Genomic DNA, 25,996 nt, shown 5'->3' with positions numbered 1-25,996 from the left:
TAATACCTGAAGTTAGAGTATTACTAACGAATCAACATCAGGACGATACTATGAATAAATTTATGACAAACATTCATCAGCTCATTACCAATACCCGCAAAATGTGGATTAGAGAAATCGTTTACGAGTATCGTATTTCGAACAAAGATTTGTGGAAATATTATGGTTACCGTTCACCTAATGAGATGAAAAGCGATTTAGAGTAGGTCTTCTTGCAGTACTTCTTTGACTATTTAGTTAAATAAAAAGGACACCATTATTAAGGTGTCCTTTTTATAACTTATTACTTAGGGATAGCGCCCTCGGGCAGCAACCATCGCCCGTTTTAATTCATGATGCATGCGTAAGCAACAAGAAACGCTGGCTCTTGATATTGCTTTAGACCCGTTTCTTTAAACGGTACCGAAAGTGGGTTTCGTTTCAAGCGCTCTTTGATTTCGGTCGCCTCAACGACTCTGACCGAAAGGCCCTCGATCAATTGAATAGCTGCTTCCAATTTAAAACCGACCGCACCACCAGCAAATTTACCTTTTGCCTGACGCTGACGGATCACCACACCATCGATCTGGTAATCTTGCATCAATTTAGCAAACGAAAACTGAAAGTCTTTCATTTTTTGAGTGTCGTTTGCATCGCTTATGGATAGCTTAGCCACTCGGCAATCAGGAATCGTAAACACCCCATCAGACAGTGATAGAAGGCTTATAATTGCATCATTACCACTAAGTTCAACACCACAAATTTTCATTTCATTACCTTGTCATTGATGAACCTGTAATTATACGGTGCGTTGGCTTGATGCACCAGCACGAGGTTAATGCTATTTTCTGATGTGTTGAATGCTGCTCTTCCTATATTCACTTGGTGTCATTCCCGCAATTCTTGAAAACTCGCGATTAAAGTTGGATTTAGTCTGAAAGCCAGAATTCATGAAAATTTGGGTAATGCTGTCTTGCGATGTCATCAAAGCGTGTTTAGCATGATCGATCCGGTACTCATTGAGCAGTTTCGAAATGTTCTTTTTATGTACTTGATTCACCGCAATTGAAATCTGTTTCGCCGGCACACCTAACTTACGTGTCAATTTGGCAAGCGTCAGTTCTGGATCAAGGTAAAGAGAGTCTCGGCGGATCTTAGTATCCAGCAACGCGGTGATCTCTAGCGCCACTTCCTTGGTCATTGTTACCGTACTACTTTCCTTCGGCTTGCTAGCCTCCTTCTCTGGTTGAGTCTCTTCCAAAATAGGCGTGTTGATGCCAACAACCGTCACAGCAATCGATAAAACTGGTAGAAGAATCATATGCGCCGTCGTGAGAATATAGAGCGCCAGTTCTCCTTGGTTAAACATAAAATCGATAGATACCAATGTATCAATAAGCGCTGAAAATATTAGCGTCCACCCAGCAATACTCTCTGCTTTTTTTACGCCTTCCCAGCTTCCCAATGAGACATTAATCAGTAGCGTTTGTTTAGTGGAAATGCGGATTAATGCCATTCCGTAACCGACATAAATTAAGGTAAGAATTCCATCGAGTGGAAGTGCCAACCACGGTTGAGTAATCGCGCTAAAAATGACGACTAAGGGCGCCATGAAATGTTTAGTTGGTAAAAAGCCATGCTCCTGACTTGCGTGCGCAAAAGTATACCAAGCCGCGATAGGAATGACGGAAGCCAAGATTGGTTGCGCGATACTGAACGCGCCGAGTTCAAAACTCCAACGTAAACCCACCATTGCCGTGGTTACGGCACATAGCCCTAAAAACACACAAGCGAGCTTAGCTTGCTGCGAAAATCGTACATAAAGTGCTACAGCCAACAATCCGAGCAACATAGAGACGACGAATGGGACGGGAATCGCGAGCATAAAAGATCCTAGATAAATAAATCGATACTGATTTGAACCATGTTCAGGATAACTATTTGAAATACAATTAAAACCCAAAGAAGGACAAATGTCAGTTTTAGGACGACCTAAAACCCGTTTAAGGGCGTATATCCCTTTAATCCATCGCAATATGCCATCTCTCATCAAATACGGAGGTGGTTTTATGTCGTTCTATTTTCTTGCTTGGAAGCGAGGTGCAGATTTTTCAGGGTGCTCGTCCCGTGAAGAGTTTTGGATGTTTTTTTTGATACATATGTTGGTAACTATTGTATGTATCTCACTAGATATCGTTATGGGTTCAACAACGTGGTTTGACGCTATTTACGGTGTCGTGAGTTTTGTTCCAATGCTTAGTGCAATTGCCAGACGATTGCATGATATCGCCAAGTCTGGCTATTGGGGGCTGGTTTTTTTCATCCCAGCAATTGGACCTTTTTGGTTGGTGTATTTGTTGATTCAACCGACTAGCACCCACCAAAATGTGGAGGTTTCAGCATGAAAAACAGCGTGTTTCTAAGTATTTTTTTCTCTGCTTTTATCTCAATATTTAGCCATGCCTCAACCGAGTTACCTATAGGCGCTTTTGGTGTTGTATCTGTCGACAGCATGACACAAGGCCAGCTCTTTTGGTTGAAAGGACGAATTGGAGAAGCCCGTTATACAACAACCACTGAAAACATGGATACATGTACCATTCTCGTTCCTGTTGTCGTGGGTAATATCGCCGATTCTGGGTTGGGTATTGAGAATACCGAAGGCTTAACCATCGTGGTGATGAGCCAGCAGCTTAACGATGCGTTAATGCAAGGAGAAAGGATACGCCAACAAGATTGGCATTTTACAACACGGAAAAACGACACTAAAACAGATGGGCTGATTGTAAAAGGTATAGGTGCTGAAGAGGGTTTTGTTCTTAATTCGAAAAGGCGATGGTTCTCTTGGTTCATGAGCGACAAACCAAAACCAAATTGCCTTTATACCCAAGAAACTTGAAGGTGCAGGTAGGCGGCAAGTAAGAAAGTCCCCTGAGCATAGGTGAACTATGTGATTGGGACGCACGAACACAGCCAACACCGCTGCAATTTCAAGTATGACGGGTATAGACCGTTTTTTCCTCTCAATAGATAACAAGGGGTTAGCTCTTACACTAACCCCTTGTTTGAGAAACCTATCGATGTGGCGTTAAGCTAAACCACTTCTAAAATGATTTTCTCTAATCTATCTAAACCTTCACTTAACACTTCTTGTTCGATTGTTAGTGGTGGCAGCAGACGAATTACATTGGATTTAACACCACAAGAAAGCAAAATTAGACCGTTTTCTTGTGCCTTACTAACGATGGTTTTGGTTAAATCAGCTAAAGGTTGCCCTGATTGAGGATCGGTAAATTCGATCGCCATCATCGCGCCCGTCGTACGAACATCGCCAATAACTGGAACGGATTTTTGTAACTTCGTCATACGTGCATGAACTACCTCACCGATCCCCATCGCTTTGGCACATAAATCATCTTCTTCAATAATTTTAAGTACTTCTAGCGCAGCAACACAAGCCAAAGGAGAACCTGCGTAAGTACCCCCTAACCCACCAGGTGCCGCGGAATCCATAACCTCTGATTTACCAACTACAGCAGACAATGGGAAACCACCAGCGATGCCTTTCGCCATCGTAATCATATCCGGTTCGATACCCAAGTGATCTGTTGCAAACATTTTTCCTGTACGAGCAAAGCCGGATTGAATTTCATCGGCAATCAGCATGATCCCATGTTTATCACACATCTCACGTAAGCCTTGCGCAAATTCTGCTGGCGCTTGATAGAAGCCACCTTCGCCTTGAACTGGTTCGAAAATAATTGCCGCAACACGTGAAGGTTCAATATCACAGGCAAATAAGTCTTCTAACGCTTGGAGACTTTGCTCAACGCTGATCCCATGATATTCATTCGGATAAGGAGCATGGAAAATTTCACTCGGGAACGGACCAAAGTCTGCTTTGTATGCCGCCACTTTACCAGTGAGACCCATAGTCAAATTCGTACGGCCATGGAAACCACCTTTAAAGGCAATAGCACCACTACGCCCTGTGTGCGCACGAGCAATTTTTATCGCATTTTCAACCGCTTCCGCCCCCGTCGTCAGAAAGACGGCTTTCTTATCCGTTTCACCGGGAGTAACTTGTGTTAGCTTCTCTGCCAATTCAATAAATGAAGCATATGGCGTGACCAACGCACACGTGTGAGAGAAGTTATCTAACTGCGCTTTAACAGCTTCACTGATACGTTTGTTTGAATGACCCGTGTTAGTTACGGCTATTCCCGCTGCAAAATCAATATATTGTGTCCCTTCTACATCCCATATATGAGCGTTCTCTGCTTTCTCAACATAAAGTGGATACAGTGCGCCCATGCCTTTAGCAATGACTTGGCTTCTTCTTTGGTGCAGTTGTTGGTTGGTCATCATCTTTTCCTTGAGTTTATTGCTTTTGCGTTCACCAAGATTCCACTCTCTTGGCTAAGATATTTCCAGATGTCTCTTGATTAACAGAGCACTGACTTAACCCGTTGCATCGCGTTATTTACTGCGCTTTGCCTACCGGTAATTATTATTGATCTTCTTTCACCACAAACACTGAGCAAGGTGAATGGCGCACAATTTTTGCTGCATTAGAGCCAAGTAAATAAGAGCGTAGCCTTGGCTTTGCCGATGCCATGACTATTGCATCAGCTTTTGATTGTTTGGCTTGCAACACCACCTCATCAAATACCACGCCACAACGTACAATACTTTTACCGCGATGCGCTTTAGGCACTAACTGCTCTAACATGGTTTGCACGCTATCAAACGCACTTTGATGCTGAGCTGAGAAAGCCGTTCCCGATGCCGTAGGCACCATGCTGCGATGAACTCTAGCTTCATCAACGTAAAGCATGTCAATCACGCCATTCTCAGCAATCAGCTTTAACGCAAGCTTCACTTCTCTTCTCACCACTTCTATGTAAGCGAGGTCAACGGGCATTAAAATACGCTGTAAACTCATATCAATTTACTCCCATCACTTTGTTAGGCAGCCACAGCACTACTTCAGGGAACAACATACACATCACCAGTACGCATAGCTTAAGTAAGATAAATGGCAAAATAGATCGGTAGATATCCATCATGCTGACTCCCGGCGGAGCTATTCCTTTTAGATAGAACAATGCAAAACCGTAGGGAGGGGTTTGCACCGCAATCTCAATGTTTAAGATCATCAAGATGCCAAACCAAATAGGGTCATAGCCGAGAGATATAGCGATTGGAGCGAACAAGGGTGCGCACATCAAAACAATGATTAGCTCATCAATAATAAAACCGAGTAATAGCATGATGACCTGAAGCAAGATGATTACGCCAAGCGGAGGCAACCCAAGATCTTGGGTGATTTGCGCCACCATAGTTTGCACGCCACTGAGCATGTGGAAATTACTAAACAGCGATGCGCCGAGAATAATCCACATCGACACACTCACTAGCATCGCCGTTTCAAAGCCCGATGATTTAAACATTTCAAAACGAAAACGCTTAAAAATAACCGCTAAGAAAATAGCGCCAACAACGCCTATAGCACCAGACTCCGTTGGCGTTGCGATACCCGTGATGATACTGCCCAATACAGCAACGATGAGTAGCAAAGAAAATAGCCCGTCACGCGCGGTTCTAACCTTCTCTTTACCTGTCATTTTACTTTCAATACCCGTGCCAAGCGGCGCTCGGTTTGGATTTAGCTTACAACTGATGATGACATAGCTAACTAACAGCGTAATGGAAATAAGCGCTGGAATAATCGCCGCCAAAAACATACGCCCAACGGAATTTTGCGTGGTTGCCGCGTACATGATCATTGGAATACTTGGTGGAATTAGAATACCTAGACCACCACCGGCCATAATTACGCCAAGTGCAAGACGCTTATCGTACCCGCGCTCAAGCATCGGTTTCAGTGCAATACTGCCTGAGGTCATGATGCCAGCACCGATAATGCCCACCATTGCACCAATCATAGAACACACGCCGATCACACTGATCGCCAGCGAGCCTCTCAAACGTCCAATCACCATTTGGCTGGCATTAAACATCGCATCGCCAATACCAGAGCGAGTTAATAACTGCCCCATATAGATATACAACGGGATGGCTAACAGTATGAAGCTAAAGAAATTACTCTCAATCGTTGTCGGTACTAGGTTAAATATCCCTTCTCCCCAAGTCAGATACCCCATTCCCATCGCAATGCCACCTAGCGCGAGCCCAACGGGCGCGCCCAAAGCAAAACAAAATAAAATACAGCCAATCAATAACAACGTTAGAACTTCAATACTCATACATCCCCCGCTTGCTCAATCAGCGTGTCTTGTTGCTCGCTCTCTTCTGGCTCTTGCTCAATCAGCGTTTTGCCAGTAAATAGGTAATAAAGATCTTGTACAACGTCGCTGGTAAACTGAACGATAAAAGCACCAGAGGCGACCATCATCATCATCCAAAAATGCGCCATTGATGGAGCCCACTCAGATTGGCGTCGATAGTTAAACTCAATCGCTTCTTCAAACTTCCCGAATGCCATCATCAACACCACTGAAAGGAAGAATATTGCCAAAGAGTATGAAACTAGATTAAAAAACGAACGCACTCGCATTGATACCGAAAGGTAAAGCACATCGACATTGATATGTGCTTTGTTCTGTTGAGCTAGAGCACCGCCAAGCGCAGCGATATAACCAAATAAGAAAAGTGATACGTCATAAGCCCAGATGGTTGGTTCACCAAGCACATAACGAGAAAAGACTTCAAAGGCGACTGTCGCTGCAAGAAGCGGCATTAATACCGATGCAGAAAAGCCAATCCAATACACTAAGCGATTAATTCCTCGGCAATAAGCCCTCAATATCTTACTTAACATACACTTCATCCTTGGCTGCATGAAAAGAAAAGGGGGAAACGCCCCCCTATTTCCAATTTAATAATTAATTCAAAATCTTAGTTTTGATTTTAACTAGGCTAACTCGCCATATATGCCCAAATGTGAAATGATTATTGGGTATCTTGTACAATCTTAATTAGACGCTGGCTGTACTTATCCGAGTCCGCGTATTCAGTCCATAATGAGTCCGCTGCACCATTCCATGTAGCCACATCTGCCGCACTTGGCTCTGGGCTCCATTTCATGCCTTTAGATTCCATGTCAGCAATCGCTTGAGATTCCCATAGGCGTGATTTCGTCATCTGCTCACGAGCATGAACCGCACTTGCCGCGCGTACAATCGCTTGTAAATCGTCTGGTAGCTTGTTCCAAGCACTCTTGTTTACAACGATTGGTAATGCTTGAGCGCCAGCAATTGGTAGACGGTACATGTACTTCGCCACTTCTACGTGGTTACCATCACGGTGATCGATGATGTTACTGCCGATAGAGCCATCGATAACACCCGTTGCCAGGCTGGTGTAGATTTCACTCCAAGACAAAGAGGCTGGCGATGCACCTAAGTTACGTAAGAACTTACCGTAGGCGCCAGGAGCACGAATCTTCAGACCTTCAAAATCTTCAATTGAGTTAATTGGCTCTTTAGTAAGAACATAAACTGGTAACTGGATGTAGGGTTCTAGCCAAACTAGGTTTTGTTTGTCGTAGGCTTCTTCTAGTACTTCGCCCCAACCTTTTTCATGGAACAATGCGCTTAATTCACCCACATCATCCGTCATACCTGGCAAACCAACTTCCACCACGCCAGCAGGGAATTCACCCGCATGCATTGGTTGGAAAGGTGCGCCCATTGTCATCAATCCTGATTTGACCGAGCCAAGTACGCCTGTTTGGCCAACACCTTCGCCGGCATACATTACTTGAACAGAAATACGACCATTCGACATTGCCACGATATTATCCGCAAAGCTTTTGTACACTTCGCCGTAGGCAGTTCCGCGTGAATATAGGTTTACAAATCGCCAGTTGTGCTCAGCAGCAAAAGCCTGAGATGCGGTAAAGAAAGTGCTCGAAAACGCCAATGCGTATGCCGCTACCTTTTTCGTTAGACTTCTTTTGCTTAGCTTACTTAGGGTTTTAAACATGAATTATCTCCTTGATGTATTCCTGCTTGCTCTGGCTATGCCAGTAACAGTATTGATGTGACGTGTCACTTCCTCGTTGTCACTGTGTTATAAACAATTACATTTTGTTTACATTCATTAAATTCGTATTTCTCCACCTAAAGTTTTACTGCGCTCAACCTTTCAACATCTGTTAGCCATTTTTCTACAAATTGCTCAAATCCAGACGAAAAAAAGCAGCACATGTCGTGCTGCTAAAATCATGTGCCCTAAAGCGTCTGGAAGGACTCACTCTTCAGGGTCGACATGTCCAAATGTATCTAAACTACAAAAGGCATAGGGAATAACGGATTTATATACCATGACATAAATATTTGATCTCTAGATAATCATCAATACCGTACTTGGAACCTTCACGGCCACATCCCGACTCCTTCACCCCACCAAACGGGGCGACTTCTGTCGAAATAATACCTTCATTGATGCCAACAATGCCGTACTCTAGCGCTTCACTCACTCTCCATACTCGGCTGTGGTCTTGGGTATAGAAGTACGCAGCTAAACCAAATGGCGTGTCGTTGGCACGGCGAATGACATCATCTTCATCATTGAAACGGAAGATAGTCGAAACCGGGCCAAACAGTTCTTGGTGAGCAATTTCCATCTCTTCCGTCACATCGGTTAAAATTGTTGGCTGGTAAAACTGAGCCCCAGCATCCGATACATGGCCACCTAACGTCAGCTTTGCACCTTGCTCGACAGCTTTTTCTACCAACAAACCCACTTTATCAATCGCTTTTTGATTAATTAGAGGGCCTATCTCTACGCCCTCTACCAAGCCATCACCAATCTTTAGATCGTTAACAGCTTGAGTGAATTTTTCTAAAAACTGCTCGTAAACGGCATCGTGGATGTAAAGTCGATTGCTGCACACACAAGTTTGCCCTGCATTGCGATATTTGGAGATCAATGCGCCTTGTACTGCTTTATCGATATCAGCATCTTCAAACACAATAAACGGCGCATTGCCGCCAAGCTCAAGGGACACTTTCTTCACCGTATCAGACGCTTGACGCAGAATCAGCTTGCCAACTGGGGTTGAACCCGTAAACGAAACCTTGCGAACCAGAGGGTGTCTGCACAGCACATCGCCCACTTCTGCTGGGCGAGAGGTTGTCACGACGTTAATCACCCCTTTAGGAATACCGGCTTTCTCCGCCAGCAGTGCCATCGCCAACGCACATAACGGCGTATCTTCCCCCGGCTTAATCACCACAGTACACCCAGCAGCCAAAGCAGGCGCCGCTTTACGGGTGATCATCGCAACGGGGAAATTCCAAGGCGTGATCGCACTCACCACACCCACGGGTTGTTTAATGGTCATGTAACGATTGTTTGGGTTAGCCGCCGGAATTACATCGCCATACATGCGCTTGGCTTCTTCAGCAAACCACTCAATAAATGAAGCGCCGTACATTACTTCCCCGTAGGCTTCTTTGTAAGGTTTGCCTTGCTCAGATGTAAGCAGTTTCGCCAGACCATCAGCGTTTTCAACCATCAAATCAAACCATTTCTTAAGTAAACCAGCGCGGTGTTTGGCGGTGGTTTTACGCCAATCTTGAAAAGCGTTATGTGCTGCAACAACAGCGGCTTCTGATTCTTCCTTACCCATATCGGGTACGGCAGTAATAATAGCGCCAGTGGATGGGTTAACTATATTTACCTGCTTCCCGTCAATAGCGTCGACCCATTCTCCATTGATCAAGCTACGGGATAAGACCAAATCTCTCATCACTTAAATTCCTACTGTTATAAACATTAACAACGTCAAAGATTAAAAAATCAAAATCGCGCATAATCATCAAAAGATACAACAAAATTATAACAATGCGTTGGGGAGATAAATATTCCCCAATAAACATGAAGTTTTATGAGCCTAAAACAATGACGAAAAATCCTTCGCCTGTCGGTCAAATTGGTGACTACGAAATAAAGCAACTCAAGATCTTCAAAGTCGTCGCAGATTGCGGCGGTTTCTCCGCGGCTGAAACAGAACTCAATATCAGTCGCTCCACCATCAGCATTCATATTTCCAACTTGGAGTCTCGATTAAACCTAATTCTCTGCCGCCGGGGGCGCTCTGGATTCGCTTTAACCGAAGAAGGCACAGTAGTGTATGAAGCAACCGTCAAATTGCTTGGAGAGCTTGACGATTTTAGACACACCATCAATCACTTAGATATTCAACTATCCGGAAGCCTAACGATCCTCTTTAGTGACAACATCAGCTTAGATCCAAGAGCCAGCATTCCCGAGGTCATCCGTAATTTTTCAAGTATCGCCAAGGAGGTTTACTTAACAGCAGAAGTGTCTCGAATGACAGAGATCGAAAGAATGGTGATGCAAGATGAGGCTGATATTGGCTTTATTCCCTTTCATCGAGCACTCGATGGATTGGAATATGAATACATTTATACCGATATCTGTTACCTCTACGCGAGTGTCGATAATCCATTATCTCAGCTAGCGGACACCGAACTGACTGATGAAGTGATTGATGGGTTCCCTGTCGCTTACGCTGGGCTAAAAACCCAAGAGCGCATCAACGGTCATTTGGCGAACATGAACCTAAAAGCGACGGCGTACAACTATGAGTCGCGAATGGCGCTGTTGCTCTCTTCGCGGTTTATTGGTTATTTGCCCGAGCACCAAGCGAAACCTTATGTCGAATCGGGTGAGTTGATCGCGATAGCGCCTTCTCGCCGTTACTACCACCTCGAAATAATGGCGATCACCAAAAAGACCAACGCTGTTAATAAAGTTCGCTCACTGTTTGTCAAAACCATGCGTGATTACTACCGTAAGCAGAACGAATAATTTAAGAAGACAACGAGAAAGCAACTACCTGAATAGTCAGCTCTTCAGGTCGTTGCCAGATTGATAAAGTGTGATGGGTGGTTGAGCTGTTAAGCGGTTTCTAGCGCTCCGTTGCTCTCTTGTTCTGGTTGCTGTTTTCGCGCAATTTTATCGCAGATGTAACCACCGATTGGAATGGCAGATGTTGCCGCCGGAGAAGGCGCGTTACACACGTGCAGACTGCGTTCGCTTTCAGCAAACAGAAAATCGTGAACCAATGTACCATCTTTTAAAACCGCTTGAGCGCGAATGCCTGCAGGATAGGGCTGCAAGTCTTCTACTTTGATTTTAGGACAGTATTTATTCACTAACTTCAAATACCCCGGCTTCCACCAAGAGTTCTTCGTTTCACTCAATCCTATCATAAGATGCTTAGCTGATACTTTCCAAAAACCGGCAAAACTCACCATGTCTAGCACATCACGTAAGTTGAAATTGATTTTTCCGTACCCTTCTCGCTTCCAACCTTGAACTGCGTTAGGTCCAACCGTGACTGAGCCATCAATCATACGAGTTAAGTGCACACCAAGAAACGGTAGATCAGGGTCAGGAATTGGATAGATCAAATGATTAACGATGTCATTGTATTTAGGCGGCAAACGATAATATTCACCGCGATAAGGGATAATCTGGAACTCGGTTTCAATACCCATCATGCGTGTCATTCTATCTGCCATTAAGCCAGAACAAACCACTAAGAATTGGCAAGCGAATGATACTGGTACGTCACTATGCACGCCGGATACCAAAACACGATTCTTTGACTCCACCAAACTCGTTACTTGTGTACCTAATGACAACATGCCGCCAGCATCGACGAACTCTTGCGCCATTTTTTCGGTCACTTGGCGATAGTTCACAATACTCGTGGTTGATACAACTATTGCGCCTAAGCCGACAATATTGGGTTCACGCACTTTGAGTTCATCTTGATCGATAAGCTCTACATCCAGCCCGTTTTGATGGCAACGTTCATATAACGCATTCATTCGTTCAACTTCTTGCGGCGAAGTTGCCACGAGTAATTTTCCGCAATTCTCTACTGGAATATCATGTTTTGCGCAAAAATCGGTTGTTGCCGCCACTCCAGCTTGGCAGAATTTCGCCTTCAAACTACCCGGCGCATAATAAACCCCAGCGTGAATTACGCCGCTGTTATGCCCCGTTTGATGATGAGAAAAACCCGATTCTTTTTCGATCAGCAAAATCGATTTATCTGGAAAGCGACTCTGCAACTGCCATGCTGTTGACACACCGACAATTCCGCCGCCGATCACTACGTAGTCATACATTTCTTCCACGTTTGGTGCTCCTTCACTCTCATTGTTTTAATTATAGTTATATTTTTTCATATAGTTATAGCAAAACGGCTTCACCAACGAAACGATAAAGCCGCTTTACTAAGTTAACGTGTAAAGTGACCACGCTGACGAAGCAGCTCACGCTTAAGCCCTTTATGCGCTACAAATTTATCACGTCCGTGCAGCCAACAATGGTTTTGTACTACCAGCATACTACCCGTATTTACTCGTATATTAAGGCAGTTACTATCACGCTCCAGTGACTCACTCATCTGATGTAAGTACAGACCTTGCTGCATATTTTGAGGCTGTGCAAATTGGTCAATAAACAGCATATGCGGTTTGCCATTTTTGTCTTCCTCGAAAAAGACCGGGTGATCAATAGTGTAACCGACATTTTTACTCGGTGGAGCTCCCCAAACAATATTCTGCTTCGCCATTGGGTGATGGTAGAACTGCTCAAGATCTTGCCAATCATCTACGTGAAGCAGTAATGAATCGCCCATCTGCATATTCTTCTCGTCCATCTTCATCATGAGAACGAAATCTGTGCGTTCATTTACGTAGGTGCCATCGTTGTGTAGCTCCATGCGACGATGCGCCTGACGCAGATAGCTATCGCTGTCATCGTCATTTTTGACGGTAAAGCGAGCATAGTATTTGCCAAACATTGAATCAAAGTTTGGTACCCCGATTAGGTGAGAAATTGCCGTAGAAAGAATTACAAAGAAATCACGCTGCTCATCGCTGTCTTCAAATAGAGCTTTGGCTTCTTCTGATGGCTCCAGCAGGAATGCTCCTCTCTCGCGATCTTCCATCGTTTCAACTAAAAATTGACCCAGTTGATAATCACACGCTTTATCTAACGCATCTGCGACAGCAAAACGAAGAAACGCTTTGTACTCCAATGATTGAAGATTGTAGTTTTGAATTAGATCCGCAAACTCATCCAACGTTTCTTTCGCTAGTGTGACAACTTGTACACGAGGACTCTCTGGGTGCAAAGAGACCGTAAATCCGCAACGTTCTTCTGTATTCTGGTTGAAGACTTTAGCAATATTCATTGTGTTACTTCCTTATTTGGCTGAGCAGCAAACTGCCATATACGTCATGTTGTTTTGGGATTAAGCGACTGGACCGACGCTTTAATTAACAAAACTATAACGAGCGCAGGTTTATATTAACAACATATGGTATATATAGTTTCCATATACAAAATAGATGGCGAGAGATCAGATGGACTTGAAGCGACTGCACTATTTCAATCAACTAGCGAAAACTGGCAACTTCACTAAAGCGGCTGATCAACTTGGTATAGCGCAATCAGCACTGAGTACCAGCATCAAAAAGTTGGAACATCAGCTTGGTTTAAAGCTGATTAATCGGACCGAAAGGAAGATGAGTTTAACCGCTGAAGGGCAAGTTTTACTGCGCCATACCAACATAATATTGGAAGATGTCGAGCAGGCAGAAAAAGAACTTCAAGAACTTAAAGGGCTCAGTAGCGGGGTGATTAACTTTGGTGCATCCGCCATGTTAGCGTCTTACTTCTTACCCGACGCACTGGAGAAATTCAAAAAGTCTTACCCAGGGATACAGATCAATATCCAAGAAGCAGGCACGGCAACGCTCGCGCAAATGTTGGTGAATGGAGAATTAGATCTCGCTTTAATTCGTGGTGATCGAGAACATGAGCAGATCCGCCAAACTATCCTCGCACAAGATCAAATCGCAGCTTGCGTTCCCGCAGGGCATCCATTTGCTTCACGTGAGAGCATCACTTTAGAGGAGTTTTGCAATCAGCCTTTAGTGCTGTTCAAAAATGGCTATTTTTTACGTGAATCCGTCAACGGCTACTGCCAACAGCATAAATTAAAACCAAATATTCAATTTGAGACCAACTTGCCTGAGTTGCTCAAATCTATGGTCAAACGCCAAATCGGTATTGGAACTTGCCTACCAATCTTGGTTGCGGATGATCCTCTATTGAAGGCCATTCCGTTCAACCCTCCCATCCCTCTACAATTAGGCATCGGTTGGAAGTCGAGCCACTACCTTTCAACCGCCGCCAAAGCCTTTGTCAGCTTTTTACAAGGTAACTACCGCAAACACGATAACTGACGATTCAGGATATTTATCTACACTATGATTTCCACGTCATCGCGGTCATATTAATACGTATTCAAGAGTACTCCTTCAATGCTTATCTGAAGAAATACCGCAGACCAACGCCAAACGCGATATCAGTAGAATTATCCATGTTGATAATATTTTCTGTAGAGGTGAATTCAATTAGAAGATTCTGCATATAGTATCTATACCCGACTACAATTTCATGTGATGCTGTGGAAAACACGCTATCATCATTTAAAATCCCTTCAAAACCATGATACTCAATCAAAAATTCGTGATTTCTAGCAAAGCGACGACCATATCCCAGCCCTAATGCTACCGAGTTATTTTTCACGGGCATCCCTCCTAGTAGGTCATCCTCTTCACGGTGTGTTATTCCCGCTGTGGAAAAGAAAGAATTGTTACCAGACAAATACGTATAGTTAACTTGTAGACCCTGTTCAAAGCTTGACGTTTCAAAGGGAGAGTCATCTACGTCATTGTAATAGAGAGATCCGCCGACTGAAAGTATATGGGGACCTTGTTCATATACCTGATACTGAAGGTAGCCATGTAGTGCATTAACCATAACTTCACCTTCGAAGTCGTTAACAGATACATCATATTCTTGGCTTTCGATGCTGAACTGATGTTTACCAGCCTCCAATCGGCCATTTTGACCAAGACCAAAAAAGTCATGAAATTTGATGGTGATAGTATCTAAGTGGTTATTTGCCGCCCAAGAGTATTGATACTTAAGTTCTGCGCTAAATCGGCTGTTTATACGCCATTGTGCTCCTGTCATTGCATGGTTCTGATAATAATCTAACTCAAATTCCGCGCTATGAGCCCAAACGCTAGTCATGCTTGCATTGGCGAATATTTCAGTCGATTGAGGGGCACTGGCAGAACGCAACTGTGTCGCTAATGAATTAGCCTGATAAGGAGATGTCGGATAGGTTCGAAGCGGTGTTGATTGAATACTCGCCATTGCAGACTCTGCAACCATTATTAACCACATTGGGATTAATACCCGCTTTAGCATCTTTCTCCTCTCCATATTCATAAAAATCCGGTACTTATGTTACCAACTCACAATTGAACAGTGTTCATTAAACGAATTTTTATTAATAAAGCAAGGCAAATAGTTTTTTTTTGTGTAACCGCATACTGATTTATACCCAAGTGACTTCAAGATGCAGGATTCAGAGTCTTGTCACTGGTTCCCGTGACCGACTCTCACAGGGCGAGTTTGTTAGGTCCGCAGACTACGTTATCGATTCTTAATTTAGAGCGACTAGATTTCCAAATCGACGCCTTGCCTGCAAACCTAGCAACTCTAGTTTTACGTGATCAGGAGCTTTATCGCCGCCTTGGAGTACTGATAAATTGCTCAACTTACAGGATTTTAGCGCGTAATTTTGTTGCAAAATTCTCGTAAAACTTAGTGATTTCATTCAATTCTTAACACATACAATTCTAATAACCAGTGTTTTACGCTGCAAAAGTAGGGTTTCAGCAAAACTTTACTGTGGTTCCTGACTCAAATTAAAGCATTATTTAACATTTTGTTTACACTTACTATATCTGGTTATACCAAAATTCATCTCTAGATTGGGCAATGTATACAACAGTATTACGTGACAACTTATGTTTAACCACAACACAACTTTGCTTGTAGAGACGAATAAAGAGGGGTGCCGATAACTATACCCAAGAAACTTGAAGATGCAGGTAGGCGGCAAGTAAGAAAGTCCCCTGAGGATAGGTGAACTTTTGATTGGGCCGCACGAACACAGCCAACATCGCTGCAACTTCAAGTATGACAGGTATATCAAAACAACTGCAATCCTAGGTGTGACCTTATGCGCTGATATCGAAGCCTGAGTACCCATACAGGTTTTGGTTAAACTATGAACCGCTGCAGTTCAAAAGACACGCAGCGTCAAAAGGAGCTTGAGATGAACGTTCAGGCATTACCCATGCATAGGTTTATCGACCACAATGGGAACCTCATCAGCCAACTACCCAACTGGGCTGACTTAGAAACCTTGGTCGGGTTCTATCAAGACATGGTATTAACTCGCACCTACGATAACAAAGCCGTTGCTCTGCAACGCACTGGTAAATTAGGCACTTACCCTTCGCACCTTGGCTCGGAAGCCGTTGGTATTGCTGTAGGTCATGCGCTTAAGTCCAGCGATGTTTTTGTCCCTTACTATCGTGACATGCCCGCTATGTGGTGCAGGGGGATTGGCATGGAAAAGAACCTGCAATATTGGGGGGGCGATGAACGGGGCAGCGATTTCGCACCTGAAAACAGCCCAATTCCGAGCCGTGACTTACCTTTCTGCGTCCCTATCGCAACTCAATGCACCCACGCTGTAGGCGTTGCAGCAGCATTAAAAATACAAGGCAATCACGAGGCTGCTCTGGTTATGTGTGGCGATGGTGCAACATCTAAAGGAGACTTTCTTGAATCGATCAATTGCGCTGGTGCATGGAACATTCCATTGGTGTTTGTGGTGAATAACAACCAATGGGCGATATCTGTCCCGCGCAGTTTGCAATGTGCCGCTGAGTTTTTATCTGAAAAAGCCACAGGCGCCGGTATTCCGGGCATTACCGTCGATGGTAATGATGTCATAGCTGTGTATGACGCCACCCTGAGCGCCCTAGATCGAGCCAGAAAAGGCAAAGGTGCCACATTGATAGAAGCAGTGAGCTACCGCTTAAGCGACCATACTACTGCCGACGACGCCACCCGTTATCGCGATGCGGATGAAGTGCAAACCGCATGGCAATACGAGCCGGTTCGCCGCCTCAAAGCATTCTTAATCAACCAAGGGATTTGGAGCGAAGAGCAAGAGCTTCATTGGCAAGATCACTGCAAACAACAAGTCGAACTAGCGGTTGAACGCTATCTCAACATCCCTAATCAAGCGCCAGAAACAGGCTTTGACTTCCTATACGAATCACTCCCTCAAGAGCTCCACGCTCAAAGGGATACCCTGATCAATAAAGCAATGCGAATGCAGGGAGGGAAACATGGCTGAACTCACGTTAGTTGAAGCAGTAAATCTCGCTCTGCATCATGAAATGGAACACGATCCAAACGTCGTCGTCCTCGGTGAAGACGTCGGTGATAACGGCGGTGTATTCCGTGCGACTGTGGGACTCAAACAGAAGTATGGTCTAAAACGCGTTATCGATACACCACTTGCCGAAGCCTTAATCGGTGGTGTCACCGTCGGTATGGCAACACAAGGGCTGCGACCGATTGCCGAATTCCAATTTCAAGGTTTTGTCTTCCCTGCCATGGAACATTTGATGTGCCATGCTGCAAGAATGCGTAACCGTACTAGAGGTCGGCTCACCTGCCCTGCGGTATTTCGCGCACCTTTTGGTGGGGGGATACATGCACCGGAGCATCATTCAGAAAGTATCGAAGCACTCTTTGCACATACGGCGGGATTAAAAGTGGTGGTTGCCTCTTCACCTCAACGCGCTTATGGGCTGCTCCTTGCCGCGATTCGAAGTAATGATCCTGTGATGTTCTTCGAACCCAAACGCATCTACCGCACGGTAAAATCGGAAGTGATCGACACCGGTGAAGCACTGCCTTTAGACACTTGTTTTACTCTGCGTAAAGGTCGCGACATTACTTTAGTCACTTGGGGGGCTTGTGTGGTGGAGTCACTACAGGCTGCGCAAACTTTGTCAAAGCAAGGCATTGAAGTTGAAGTCATTGATTTAGCGAGCATCAAACCGATTGATACAGCCACCATCTTCCGTTCTTTAGAAAAAACGGGGCGGCTACTTGTCGTACATGAAGCAAGCAAGACATGCGGCGTAGGCGCAGAGCTTTTAGCTCGAACCGCCGAACACGCAATGTGCTTACTTAAAGCACCGCCAAAACGCGTCACCGGAATGGATACCATCATGCCTTACTACCGCAACGAAGATTATTACATGATTCAGGAAGAAGACATTGTACTAGCAGCTCGCGAACTCGTGGAGGGTTGGAAATGAAGACGTTTAATTTACCCGATCTCGGCGAGGGTCTCGCTGAGTCTGAAATCATAAAATGGCACATTAACGTTGGCGATATAGTCAAACTCGACCAAGTGGTGCTCACGGTCGAAACCGCAAAAGCAACGGTTGATGTACCTGCGCCATACAGCGGTCGAATCGTCCGTCGCCTTGGTGAAGAAGGCGATGTGATCAATATTGGTGCCTTACTGCTCGAAATCGACGAAACAGGCGCAAAGCATGTTGCCTCAGAGAAGTCACAAACTGCCGATGCAGCGACCGTAGTCGGTAACGTTTCTCAGCAAGCACACAGTGTGAACGTGGATAATTTCTGGGTGGGTGGCGAGCATAATCCTTCGCAAGATAACCTTATTACTGCCCTACCCTCTGCGCGTTTACTGGCGAAGAAGCTCGGGGTGGATCTTAACTGTGTGAAAGGCAGCGGTCCCAATCAATTAATCTTGGATTCGGACATCTATGACGAGGCAGGCAAGCAGCACGTTGGCACTGAGGTGCTCAAAGGCGCTCGCCGTTCCATGGTTTCTGCCATGGCAGAATCCCATCATAATGTCGCTGCGGTTACCATCACCGAAGAAGCAGTATTAGAGGGCTGGAAATCAGGTGAAGATATTAGCATTCGCCTTGTCCAAGCCATCGTACATGCCTGCCAAGAAGAGCCAGCAATGAACGCGTGGTTCGACGCTGAAACGATGACACGTTGCCTGCACAGCACTGTCAACATTGGTATTGCCGTAGACAGCCGTCATGGCTTATATGTACCAGTACTGCGCCACGCCGATGAGTATGAACCCAATGAGGTGCGCCGTTGGTTGGATCAGACCGTACAAGGTATTCGTGAAAGGAAGATTGGTCGTGAGCAACTGCAGCACGCCACCATCACCCTGTCTAACTTTGGCGCAATTGCAGGCATCTATGCAACGCCTGTGGTAACACCGCCTCAAGTAGCGATTGTTGGTGCAGGCCGGATCATCGAGAAAGTGGTGATTCGAGATGGACAAGCGGTTGCCGTCAAAGCCTTACCATTGTCAATCACCTTTGACCATCGAGCGTGTACTGGTGGCGAAGCGGCAAGATTTACCAAGGTATTGGCTGCGCATTTAAGAAGATCAAGCGTGTAAGTACTAGCATCCAGCCCCCATCAAGGGCTTGCAATTGAAGCCCTTACTTTCCACTCATATCCCCGTCATACTTGAAGTTGCAGCGGTGATCGCCTACCTGCATCTTCAAGTTTCTAAGGTACAAGCATCTTGATTTAAATTTTATCCAACAGCTCTGGCACAATCTCGAACAAATCACCAACCAAGCCATAATCTGCCACTTCGAATATCGGCGCGTCAGGATCGCTATTGATCGCCACTATCACCTTGGAACCTTTCATCCCTGCTACGTGCTGTATCGCGCCCGAAATACCAACCGCAATATACAACTGCGGCGCAACGATTTTGCCCGTTTGACCCACTTGCAAATCATTCGAAACAAAGCCCGCATCCACGGCAGCGCGAGATGCCCCAATAGCACCACCAAGCTTATCTGCCAACTGTTCCACCAGCGCGAAGTTCTCTTTGCTACCCAAGCCACGCCCTCCTGATACCACAACGCTGGCTGCTGATAGTTCTGGTCTTTCACTTTTTACTTTTTGTTGTGAGACAAACTCACATTGCGTAGCAGCAATGACAGTGTCTAGCGTAACAATATTCTCTATAAATGGTGATTCAGAAACCATCACGGCATCAAAGGCTGTACTCCGAATCGTCATCACTTTGATCGGATCAGATGAACGCACTCTGGCTAACGCATTACCAGCGTAAATTGGGCGTATTATTGTATCTAAAGATTCGATAGCGCACACATCAGACAACTGACCGACATCGAGCAATGCTGCCACACGCGGCATTAAGTTCTTACCAAATGTACTGGCTGGTGCAAGGATATGGGAGTAGTCCTTAGCAACTTCAGCAACGAGCTTAGAGAGATTTTCAGCCAACTGATGTTCATGTTCAGGGGCGTTCGCAACGATAATTTTTGATATGCCCTTGGTGCACTTCAATACATCTAGAACCGCTGAGCATTGATACCCCACCAAAAATGCCGTAACAGGTAACGATGTGCCATCTTGCTGTATTTGTGCAGCGGCGTTTAACACTCTTAGCGTATTCACTGAGAGTAATTGGTTATCATGCTCGACAATCATCAAGGTTGCTAACTGTTTGTTTTCCGTCATTACGCCTCCCTAAATCACTTTCGCTTGTTTGTTTAGCTTATTGACTCGCTTACGCACACTGCCTACCTTTTGAGCCTAGCCCAGCGTACTCTCGCGTCAACCAAGCTATAGTTTTTGTACAATCGTTTTGTATAAAGGAAGCAAAGAGATGGAAAGAGAATGCATGGAGTTTGACGTGGTAATTGTCGGGGCTGGACCTGCTGGTCTAAGTGCCGCTTGTCGATTAGCACAGTTGAACCAAGAACATGAAAGTAAAGGAGAAGCGCTATCAATCTGTGTGGTAGAAAAAGGCTCCGAAGTTGGCGCACACATTCTATCCGGTGCTGTGTTCGAAACCCGTGCATTTGATGAGCTCTTTCCTGATTGGCCGAACATGGATGCACCGCTTTCTGCTTCTGTCCAACACGATGCGTTGCTCTATCTCACTAATAAGTTCAACCACATTAGTGTCCCGCACTTTCTTACGCCAAACCCGCTGCACAATGACGACAACAGTTACGTCATTAGCTTGGCAAACTTGTGTCGTTGGATAGCAATGCAAGCTGAATCATTAGGCGTAGAGATCTACCCCGGTTTTGCGGCATCGAGCATTAACTACAATGCATCTGGAACCGTGACAGGAATTAACACCAGCGATATGGGCGTAGATAAAAATGGCGAAGCCAAGCCAAACTTTGAAGCTGGTATCGAACTCAAAGCCAAATACACCGTCTTCGCGGAAGGCTGCCGCGGGCATTTAGGCAAAGAGCTGATCCAACGATTCGATTTAGATGAAGGCAAGCAACCACAACATTATGCATTAGGTTTGAAAGAGATATGGCAGCTTCCAACAAATGCCAAGGCTCAATCCGGCGATGTTATCCACACCGCAGGTTGGCCACTCCATGAGACAAACACCACCGGGGGCGGCTTTGTCTATCATATGGAAAACAACCAAATTTCCGTCGGTTTGATCATCGATTTGAATTACAGTAATTCCTATCTGAGCCCCTTTGATGAGTTCCAGCGTTTTAAGCATCACCCTGCTATCAAACAACATTTAAAAGGCGCGCAGCGCATCGCTTATGGCGCGAGAGCCATCGCCAAAGGTGGGTTATCTTCATTGCCAAAACAACAATTCGCTGGCGGCGTGCTGATTGGCTGTGACGCAGGGACGTTGAATGTCGCCAAGATCAAAGGCAGCCATACGGCGATGAAATCTGGCTTGTTAGCAGCAGAAGCGATTTTCGAGGCAGCGTCTCAATCAAACCCAGAGCCTGATTACCAAAGCGAGTTTGAAAACTCATGGCTGTATGACGAGTTGAGCGAAACGCGTAACTTTGGCGCAAATATCCATAAGTTCGGTAGCCTGTTCGGTGGCGCGCTTTCCACCTTGGAACACAACCTATGGCAGCCACTGGTTAAGAAGCCGTTTCCATGGACAAGCACAGATCTATCATTTGATCATGAACAATTGAAACCCATTCAAGAGTGCCAACCCATCGATTATCAAAAGCCAGATGGGGTGATCAGTTTTGATAAACCATCATCGGTGTTTTTGTCTGGTACACAACATGAAGAGAACCAGCCGTGTCACTTGCACCTGACTTATCGACATATACCAATTGAAGTACATTTGGCTAAGTTTGATGAACCAAGCCAACGCTACTGCCCTGCAGGCGTGTATGAAGTGATAGAGCTGAATGGAAAACCGATCTTCCAAATTAACGCCACCAACTGCGTGCATTGTAAAACCTGCGATATCAAAGACCCTTCGCAGAATATTACATGGAAAGCCCCTGAGGGCGGTGGCGGACCAAATTATCAGAATATGTAATGGTCGAGATAAGGCATGTTCACAAGGCTAGGATCGTTATTCCAACTCGATTCTAACCTTGTGTTTTATGAGCTTCGCTTTTCTATTTTATATGGAAAATTTGCTCTGTCTCGAGAGAGGTCATTGCTCGAATCTGACGCCAAACGTAATAAAAAATACCAAACATCATCAACATACTTGGAATCGCAATGATCGGGTAACTATATAGAGTCAGCTTACCTAACTCTTCGTTAAACTGCGCTGTACCTGCTGGACTTGTAACAATCCAGGTTGCCAGAAAATAGTTCATGGCTGAAGAAAACGCAAAAGTGCTAGCGAACAGATAATTCGATGACATTAGGCAACGCTCAAATGCCTCTGACTTACCGCTTTGTCTTAATCGCTCGGTGATCAAAGAGAGGTTCAGCACAGTGTCGTTTAGGATCATCTTCTGCATGAATGGGTAGCGTGTAAACGTTGAACCCAAAACAGCTAAACCAATCAGACCGGGAATCAATGCTTCTTTCAGCGCCAACCAGCGTGTATCGAGCTCTAATAAGCCAATACCACCTGTCAATAAAACACTGACAAAGCCGAGGGCGGCGATAAAGTTAAACTTCTTGTTGCGGATAAGATCCATACCACCGTAAACAATGGGAAAGAGCAAAGCGACAATGAGTGCCATTGCTGTCCCTAGGTGTTCATCACCACTCAACTTCATCAATATGAGTGAAGGGATGAATACGTTAAAGAGGATCTCAAATAGGGGATTCGACTTTTTCGCGGTCTTGTTATTCATAATCTAGTACTGACTCTACTATATCGGCTGTTAATTAATTTCGAGGGGGAGTGTTCATCGCCTAGCGCCAGATGTAAAGCGTTAAAGCATCAAGTTATGTAACGACTTATGAAATAGGTGGGCATGGGCATGTTAACTCAACACACGTGAAGAGTAGTTCTATTCAAGACTACAATTATGATAAATGTTCAATTTTTCAAAGATGTGTCGCGGAGTAACAAAACAGCCTTGCCAGTATGATTATGAAATAACGCTAACCGTTGCTTTTTAGATAGTTATTAATGGATAAATTAAAAGCGATACTTGACCAATTTTGTTCTAACAACCTCTTTAAATGTGACTTACGTCGATAATACATGCAATTTTCCTATTTCTTGTGTAAGTCACCTCAAATAGTATGTAGCATATATCACTGCAATAATAGTCATATGCATTATCTAACTTCTATAAAATCACATATATGCAGTCCTAACCTCCAAATCGTCAGTAATCTATATTCAATAATATCTAATATAGATTGTTGACACGCGCACTTTTACATTACGATATACGGTATGTCAATGGTCAGAAAAATAAACATCTCGCTTCTCGTTATTACCTTGCTAAGTTGTCTTCTATTTTCGTCAATTTTATATTTCAAAATGCAAGATGATAGAAAAAATCTTATCGAGTTAGCAAACAAGGAGAATGTTAGCTCGTTAACCAATCAATACACTTCATCTCTTGAAAGTTATCAAACGCTTATGGAGACAGTATCAACTTTAATTTCACTGCAACTTCATGAGATACCGAAGGGCTCAGAGAAAAATTTACTTGATTACGTCCATTACTTAACGAAAACGTACAATCTAAAAGAAGTTATCGTTTCAGATGTGAATGGCAACTCATACGGCAATCTAGATGTTCACAAAGAGCAAAACCCTAAGCAGCTAAATAGACCATGGTACATGGATGTGATGCAGAAAGACGCAGATTTCTATATGTCATCTGTGTACCAATCTATTGCCACAGGTGATTTCGTGATCACGTTGTCAGTACCAATTACCTACGATAATCAACGCATTGGTGTATTACTGTTTGATATGGATCCTGGTGGGTTTATTACTGATAGTGTGAATGAATTTTTAATCACAAATGATGAAGGCAGTGTTTTTGCTACCGATGCTAGCAATACAGACTCAATTTCACAGAATATATTCCAATTACGACCAGCCTTCAAAAGTGTTGGCATCAAGCCTTTCATATATCAAAATCCTGACAAAGAATGGTTTTCTGTGACCCGTAATCAACTCTCAGGTGGGAAAAACCTATGGGCGATAACACCACTTGATCATGAAATAAAAAGTACTCAATCACAGCTGATTACCCAAATCACGTTATTGCTGACACTCAGCGCTATTCTAATGTGCGTAGTCGCTCTAATCGTCAAGCGAGAATTAAGAAATCTAAGTGGGATAAGCGATTGGATACTCGAGATGTCGAAAGGCATTTTTTGTGAAGACAAGCGCATAGTACGCTCAAACAATGAATTTGATAATATCGTTGATGCGCTATTTGCACTTCACAACAATATATCGTCGATTGTGACCTCGTCTCATACCTCTATAACGAGTTTGAGTGGTTATCAAACTCGAATTTCAGACGCCATTACTACCAGCCTTGATAACGCAGAAAATGAAATGTCAAAGGTGACTGAACTGGCGGGAGTAGCAACGGATCTATCACAAACATCTTCTGAAGTAGCACTCAATGCGCAACAAGCTGATGACGCTACGAATGCTGCCATTATTGCGCTTGATGATGCAATTGGGACATTGCAACATTCTGAGTTGATGTCGAGTAACATGATCAACTCGATAACTGAGTCATCGCATAAAATGTCCGAACTGAAAACGCACTCAAAAAAAATCAGTTCCGTTGTTGATGTGATCAACAGTATCTCAGACCAGATCAATCTCTTAGCACTGAATGCTGCCATCGAAGCTGCTAGGGCTGGGGAGTATGGTCGCGGATTTGCAGTGGTTGCTGATGAAGTTCGATCATTAGCAGCAAAAACACAAGAAGCGACCATTGGGGTTCAAGATGAAATAATTGTACTACAGCAACAGTCACAAGACGCCGACGGGATAATGCAAAGTAACGTATCGCTTGTAACTGAATCCCAAGAACTAATGGGTAGGTTCGCGAAACTTTTTGGAGAAATCGGTAATAAAGTGAAAGAAGTTTCGGTAATTAACGTGAATGTTGCAAAAGCCGCGGACAATCAACTGGATCTAGCAAATACAGTTTCATCGAATCTGAATGACATACAAGAGATCGTATCTAGTAATGTTTCAGGGTATCAGCAAGTTGAAAGGGTAAACGATACCATCACAGATCTCACTAAAGATCTCACTAAAGAGTTGGAGTTTTTTACGATAAAAAATGACAGCCATCAAACAAGAATAGATAGTTAAGAGTAGTCCCCATCAAAAACCAGTCTGATTTTTCCTTTGCCACTTACCAAAATTCAGGCAAAAAAAGAGCCGCAAAATGAACTGACCCCCAATAGTTAGACACCAATTATTGGGGGTCTTTTTATGTCCAAATATAGCCGAGAGCTAAAATGTATCATTGCTAAGCAATACTTAGATGGCACGTCATCTCTCTACTTAGCAAAACAATATTCAATTTCTTCAAGACAGATACGGTATTGGGCTCAAGTCTTTGCCATCCATGGTACTGATTCATTTTTACCAACTAAGCATGCTGCTACTGCTCAAACAAAACGAAAAGCATTTAATTTAATGTGGACGAATGAATGGTCTCTCACGCACACTAGCGCAGTATAT

22 protein-coding genes and 1 pseudogene are annotated in these 25,996 nt (G+C 44.3%); 10 read left to right on the top strand and 13 right to left on the bottom strand.

Annotated elements, in window-relative coordinates:
• Positions 1-325 precede the first annotated feature (325 nt).
• Both L4C38_RS15080 and L4C38_RS15075 read right to left on the bottom strand, forming a co-directional pair.
• Positions 326-748 carry a DUF3010 family protein gene (locus L4C38_RS15080; RefSeq protein WP_428798383.1) on the bottom strand — a complete coding sequence of 141 codons (423 nt, stop codon included), beginning with the start codon at positions 746-748 and terminating at the stop codon, positions 326-328.
• Positions 749-820: 72 nt separating this feature from the next.
• Positions 821-1,864: a helix-turn-helix domain-containing protein gene (locus L4C38_RS15075; protein WP_428798382.1), complete on the bottom strand. Its 1,044-nt coding sequence runs from the start codon at positions 1,862-1,864 to the stop codon at positions 821-823.
• 184 nt (positions 1,865-2,048) lie between these two features.
• On the opposite strand from L4C38_RS15075, the gene L4C38_RS15070 reads away from it, so the two are divergent.
• Together L4C38_RS15070 and L4C38_RS15065 are read left to right on the top strand one after the other, a co-directional pair.
• Positions 2,049-2,384 (top strand): DUF805 domain-containing protein, encoded by a 336-nt coding sequence (locus L4C38_RS15070; protein ID WP_428798486.1) that lies wholly within the window; start codon positions 2,049-2,051, stop codon positions 2,382-2,384.
• Positions 2,381-2,878, top strand: coding sequence for a hypothetical protein (locus tag L4C38_RS15065; RefSeq protein WP_428798381.1), 498 nt, complete (start codon positions 2,381-2,383; stop codon positions 2,876-2,878). The genes L4C38_RS15070 and L4C38_RS15065 overlap by 4 nt, the downstream gene beginning before the upstream one ends.
• A 194-nt stretch (positions 2,879-3,072) precedes the next feature.
• Here the strand turns inward: L4C38_RS15065 and gabT are convergent, their stop codons facing one another.
• The 6 genes from gabT to L4C38_RS15035 all read right to left on the bottom strand — a co-directional run bounded on the left by gabT (position 3,073) and on the right by L4C38_RS15035 (position 9,760).
• A complete protein-coding gene (gene gabT, locus L4C38_RS15060; protein WP_428798380.1) occupies positions 3,073-4,344 on the bottom strand; it encodes a 4-aminobutyrate--2-oxoglutarate transaminase in 1,272 nt (423 codons plus the stop codon).
• Positions 4,345-4,489: 145 nt separating this feature from the next.
• Positions 4,490-4,924, bottom strand: coding sequence for a universal stress protein (locus L4C38_RS15055; RefSeq protein ID WP_428798379.1), 435 nt, complete (start codon positions 4,922-4,924; stop codon positions 4,490-4,492).
• A 1-nt stretch (position 4,925) separates the two neighbouring features.
• On the bottom strand, positions 4,926-6,248 hold the full coding sequence (locus L4C38_RS15050) for a TRAP transporter large permease (protein WP_428798378.1): 1,323 nt from the start codon (positions 6,246-6,248) through the stop codon (positions 4,926-4,928).
• Entirely contained in the window at positions 6,245-6,823 is a 579-nt protein-coding gene (locus L4C38_RS15045) for a TRAP transporter small permease subunit (protein ID WP_428798377.1), read from the bottom strand. Before L4C38_RS15045 ends, L4C38_RS15050 begins: the two co-directional genes overlap by 4 nt.
• Positions 6,824-6,954: 131 nt before the next feature.
• The gene (locus L4C38_RS15040; RefSeq protein WP_428798376.1) at positions 6,955-7,989 is read right to left on the bottom strand and encodes a TRAP transporter substrate-binding protein; all 1,035 of its coding nucleotides are present in this window, start codon (positions 7,987-7,989) and stop codon (positions 6,955-6,957) included.
• Positions 7,990-8,320: 331 nt separating this feature from the next.
• A complete protein-coding gene (locus tag L4C38_RS15035) occupies positions 8,321-9,760 on the bottom strand; it encodes an NAD-dependent succinate-semialdehyde dehydrogenase (protein ID WP_428798485.1) in 1,440 nt (479 codons plus the stop codon).
• 152 nt (positions 9,761-9,912) lie between these two features.
• Between L4C38_RS15035 and L4C38_RS15030 the strand changes: the two genes are divergently transcribed.
• Positions 9,913-10,845 carry a LysR family transcriptional regulator gene (locus L4C38_RS15030; protein ID WP_428798375.1) on the top strand — a complete coding sequence of 311 codons (933 nt, stop codon included), beginning with the start codon at positions 9,913-9,915 and terminating at the stop codon, positions 10,843-10,845.
• 89 nt (positions 10,846-10,934) lie between these two features.
• Here the strand turns inward: L4C38_RS15030 and lhgO are convergent, their stop codons facing one another.
• Positions 10,935-12,185 (bottom strand): L-2-hydroxyglutarate oxidase, encoded by a 1,251-nt coding sequence (gene lhgO, locus L4C38_RS15025; protein WP_428798374.1) that lies wholly within the window; start codon positions 12,183-12,185, stop codon positions 10,935-10,937.
• Between the two features lie 104 nt (positions 12,186-12,289).
• Positions 12,290-13,249: a glutarate dioxygenase GlaH gene (gene glaH / locus L4C38_RS15020; protein WP_428798373.1), complete on the bottom strand. Its 960-nt coding sequence runs from the start codon at positions 13,247-13,249 to the stop codon at positions 12,290-12,292.
• Between the two features lie 172 nt (positions 13,250-13,421).
• Here glaH and L4C38_RS15015 point away from each other — a divergent pair, with 172 nt between their 5' ends.
• Positions 13,422-14,306 carry a LysR family transcriptional regulator gene (locus L4C38_RS15015; RefSeq protein ID WP_428798372.1) on the top strand — a complete coding sequence of 295 codons (885 nt, stop codon included), beginning with the start codon at positions 13,422-13,424 and terminating at the stop codon, positions 14,304-14,306.
• An 82-nt stretch (positions 14,307-14,388) separates the two neighbouring features.
• On the opposite strand, the gene L4C38_RS15010 is transcribed toward L4C38_RS15015, so the two are convergent.
• The gene (locus L4C38_RS15010; protein WP_428798371.1) at positions 14,389-15,342 is read right to left on the bottom strand and encodes a DUF3187 family protein; all 954 of its coding nucleotides are present in this window, start codon (positions 15,340-15,342) and stop codon (positions 14,389-14,391) included.
• Positions 15,343-16,258: 916 nt separating this feature from the next.
• Between L4C38_RS15010 and pdhA the strand changes: the two genes are divergently transcribed.
• Genes pdhA through L4C38_RS14995 form a run of 3 tightly spaced genes read left to right on the top strand, consistent with a single transcriptional unit; the run spans position 16,259 to position 19,468 of the window.
• Positions 16,259-17,353 carry a pyruvate dehydrogenase (acetyl-transferring) E1 component subunit alpha gene (pdhA, locus tag L4C38_RS15005; RefSeq protein ID WP_428798370.1) on the top strand — a complete coding sequence of 365 codons (1,095 nt, stop codon included), beginning with the start codon at positions 16,259-16,261 and terminating at the stop codon, positions 17,351-17,353.
• Entirely contained in the window at positions 17,346-18,329 is a 984-nt protein-coding gene (locus L4C38_RS15000) for an alpha-ketoacid dehydrogenase subunit beta (RefSeq protein WP_428798369.1), read from the top strand. Before pdhA ends, L4C38_RS15000 begins: the two co-directional genes overlap by 8 nt.
• Complete coding sequence (locus L4C38_RS14995; RefSeq protein WP_428798368.1) at positions 18,326-19,468, top strand: dihydrolipoamide acetyltransferase family protein; 1,143 nt, start codon at positions 18,326-18,328, stop codon at positions 19,466-19,468. The genes L4C38_RS15000 and L4C38_RS14995 overlap by 4 nt, the downstream gene beginning before the upstream one ends.
• 134 nt (positions 19,469-19,602) lie before the next feature.
• Here L4C38_RS14995 and L4C38_RS14990 read toward each other — a convergent pair whose 3' ends face one another.
• Positions 19,603-20,571: an electron transfer flavoprotein subunit alpha/FixB family protein gene (locus tag L4C38_RS14990; RefSeq protein ID WP_428798367.1), complete on the bottom strand. Its 969-nt coding sequence runs from the start codon at positions 20,569-20,571 to the stop codon at positions 19,603-19,605.
• Positions 20,572-20,719: 148 nt separating this feature from the next.
• Between L4C38_RS14990 and L4C38_RS14985 the strand changes: the two genes are divergently transcribed.
• The gene (locus tag L4C38_RS14985) at positions 20,720-22,387 is read left to right on the top strand and encodes an electron transfer flavoprotein-ubiquinone oxidoreductase (protein WP_428798366.1); all 1,668 of its coding nucleotides are present in this window, start codon (positions 20,720-20,722) and stop codon (positions 22,385-22,387) included.
• A gap of 82 nt (positions 22,388-22,469) precedes the next feature.
• On the opposite strand, the gene L4C38_RS14980 is transcribed toward L4C38_RS14985, so the two are convergent.
• The gene (locus L4C38_RS14980; protein WP_428798365.1) at positions 22,470-23,165 is read right to left on the bottom strand and encodes a VC0807 family protein; all 696 of its coding nucleotides are present in this window, start codon (positions 23,163-23,165) and stop codon (positions 22,470-22,472) included.
• A gap of 641 nt (positions 23,166-23,806) precedes the next feature.
• On the opposite strand from L4C38_RS14980, the gene L4C38_RS14975 reads away from it, so the two are divergent.
• Positions 23,807-25,621, top strand: a complete 1,815-nt coding sequence (locus L4C38_RS14975) for a methyl-accepting chemotaxis protein (protein WP_428798364.1) — start codon at positions 23,807-23,809, stop codon at positions 25,619-25,621.
• A gap of 123 nt (positions 25,622-25,744) precedes the next feature.
• A pseudogene (locus tag L4C38_RS14970) lies at positions 25,745-25,996 on the top strand (helix-turn-helix domain-containing protein); the annotation flags it as partial.

The sequence above is a fragment of the Vibrio kasasachensis genome, from assembly GCF_050337565.1.
Classification (GTDB): Bacteria; Pseudomonadota; Gammaproteobacteria; order Enterobacterales; family Vibrionaceae; genus Vibrio; species Vibrio kasasachensis.
Note: the sequence above shows the minus strand (reverse complement) of the source record. Positions and strands in the feature narration are given on the sequence as shown.

Coding starts and splice junctions, on each gene's coding strand:
- L4C38_RS15080 (WP_428798383.1), bottom strand. CDS start 748: ATGAAAATTTGTGGTGTTGAACTTAGTGGTAATGATGCAATTATAAGC.
- L4C38_RS15075 (WP_428798382.1), bottom strand. CDS start 1,864: ATGCTCGCGATTCCCGTCCCATTCGTCGTCTCTATGTTGCTCGGATTG.
- L4C38_RS15070 (WP_428798486.1), top strand. CDS start 2,049: ATGTCGTTCTATTTTCTTGCTTGGAAGCGAGGTGCAGATTTTTCAGGG.
- L4C38_RS15065 (WP_428798381.1), top strand. CDS start 2,381: ATGAAAAACAGCGTGTTTCTAAGTATTTTTTTCTCTGCTTTTATCTCA.
- gabT (WP_428798380.1), bottom strand. CDS start 4,344: ATGACCAACCAACAACTGCACCAAAGAAGAAGCCAAGTCATTGCTAAA.
- L4C38_RS15055 (WP_428798379.1), bottom strand. CDS start 4,924: ATGAGTTTACAGCGTATTTTAATGCCCGTTGACCTCGCTTACATAGAA.
- L4C38_RS15050 (WP_428798378.1), bottom strand. CDS start 6,248: ATGAGTATTGAAGTTCTAACGTTGTTATTGATTGGCTGTATTTTATTT.
- L4C38_RS15045 (WP_428798377.1), bottom strand. CDS start 6,823: ATGTTAAGTAAGATATTGAGGGCTTATTGCCGAGGAATTAATCGCTTA.
- L4C38_RS15040 (WP_428798376.1), bottom strand. CDS start 7,989: ATGTTTAAAACCCTAAGTAAGCTAAGCAAAAGAAGTCTAACGAAAAAG.
- L4C38_RS15035 (WP_428798485.1), bottom strand. CDS start 9,760: ATGAGAGATTTGGTCTTATCCCGTAGCTTGATCAATGGAGAATGGGTC.
- L4C38_RS15030 (WP_428798375.1), top strand. CDS start 9,913: ATGACGAAAAATCCTTCGCCTGTCGGTCAAATTGGTGACTACGAAATA.
- glaH (WP_428798373.1), bottom strand. CDS start 13,249: ATGAATATTGCTAAAGTCTTCAACCAGAATACAGAAGAACGTTGCGGA.
- L4C38_RS15015 (WP_428798372.1), top strand. CDS start 13,422: ATGGACTTGAAGCGACTGCACTATTTCAATCAACTAGCGAAAACTGGC.
- L4C38_RS15010 (WP_428798371.1), bottom strand. CDS start 15,342: ATGCTAAAGCGGGTATTAATCCCAATGTGGTTAATAATGGTTGCAGAG.
- pdhA (WP_428798370.1), top strand. CDS start 16,259: ATGAACGTTCAGGCATTACCCATGCATAGGTTTATCGACCACAATGGG.
- L4C38_RS15000 (WP_428798369.1), top strand. CDS start 17,346: ATGGCTGAACTCACGTTAGTTGAAGCAGTAAATCTCGCTCTGCATCAT.
- L4C38_RS14995 (WP_428798368.1), top strand. CDS start 18,326: ATGAAGACGTTTAATTTACCCGATCTCGGCGAGGGTCTCGCTGAGTCT.
- L4C38_RS14990 (WP_428798367.1), bottom strand. CDS start 20,571: ATGACGGAAAACAAACAGTTAGCAACCTTGATGATTGTCGAGCATGAT.
- L4C38_RS14985 (WP_428798366.1), top strand. CDS start 20,720: ATGGAAAGAGAATGCATGGAGTTTGACGTGGTAATTGTCGGGGCTGGA.
- L4C38_RS14980 (WP_428798365.1), bottom strand. CDS start 23,165: ATGAATAACAAGACCGCGAAAAAGTCGAATCCCCTATTTGAGATCCTC.
- L4C38_RS14975 (WP_428798364.1), top strand. CDS start 23,807: ATGCAAGATGATAGAAAAAATCTTATCGAGTTAGCAAACAAGGAGAAT.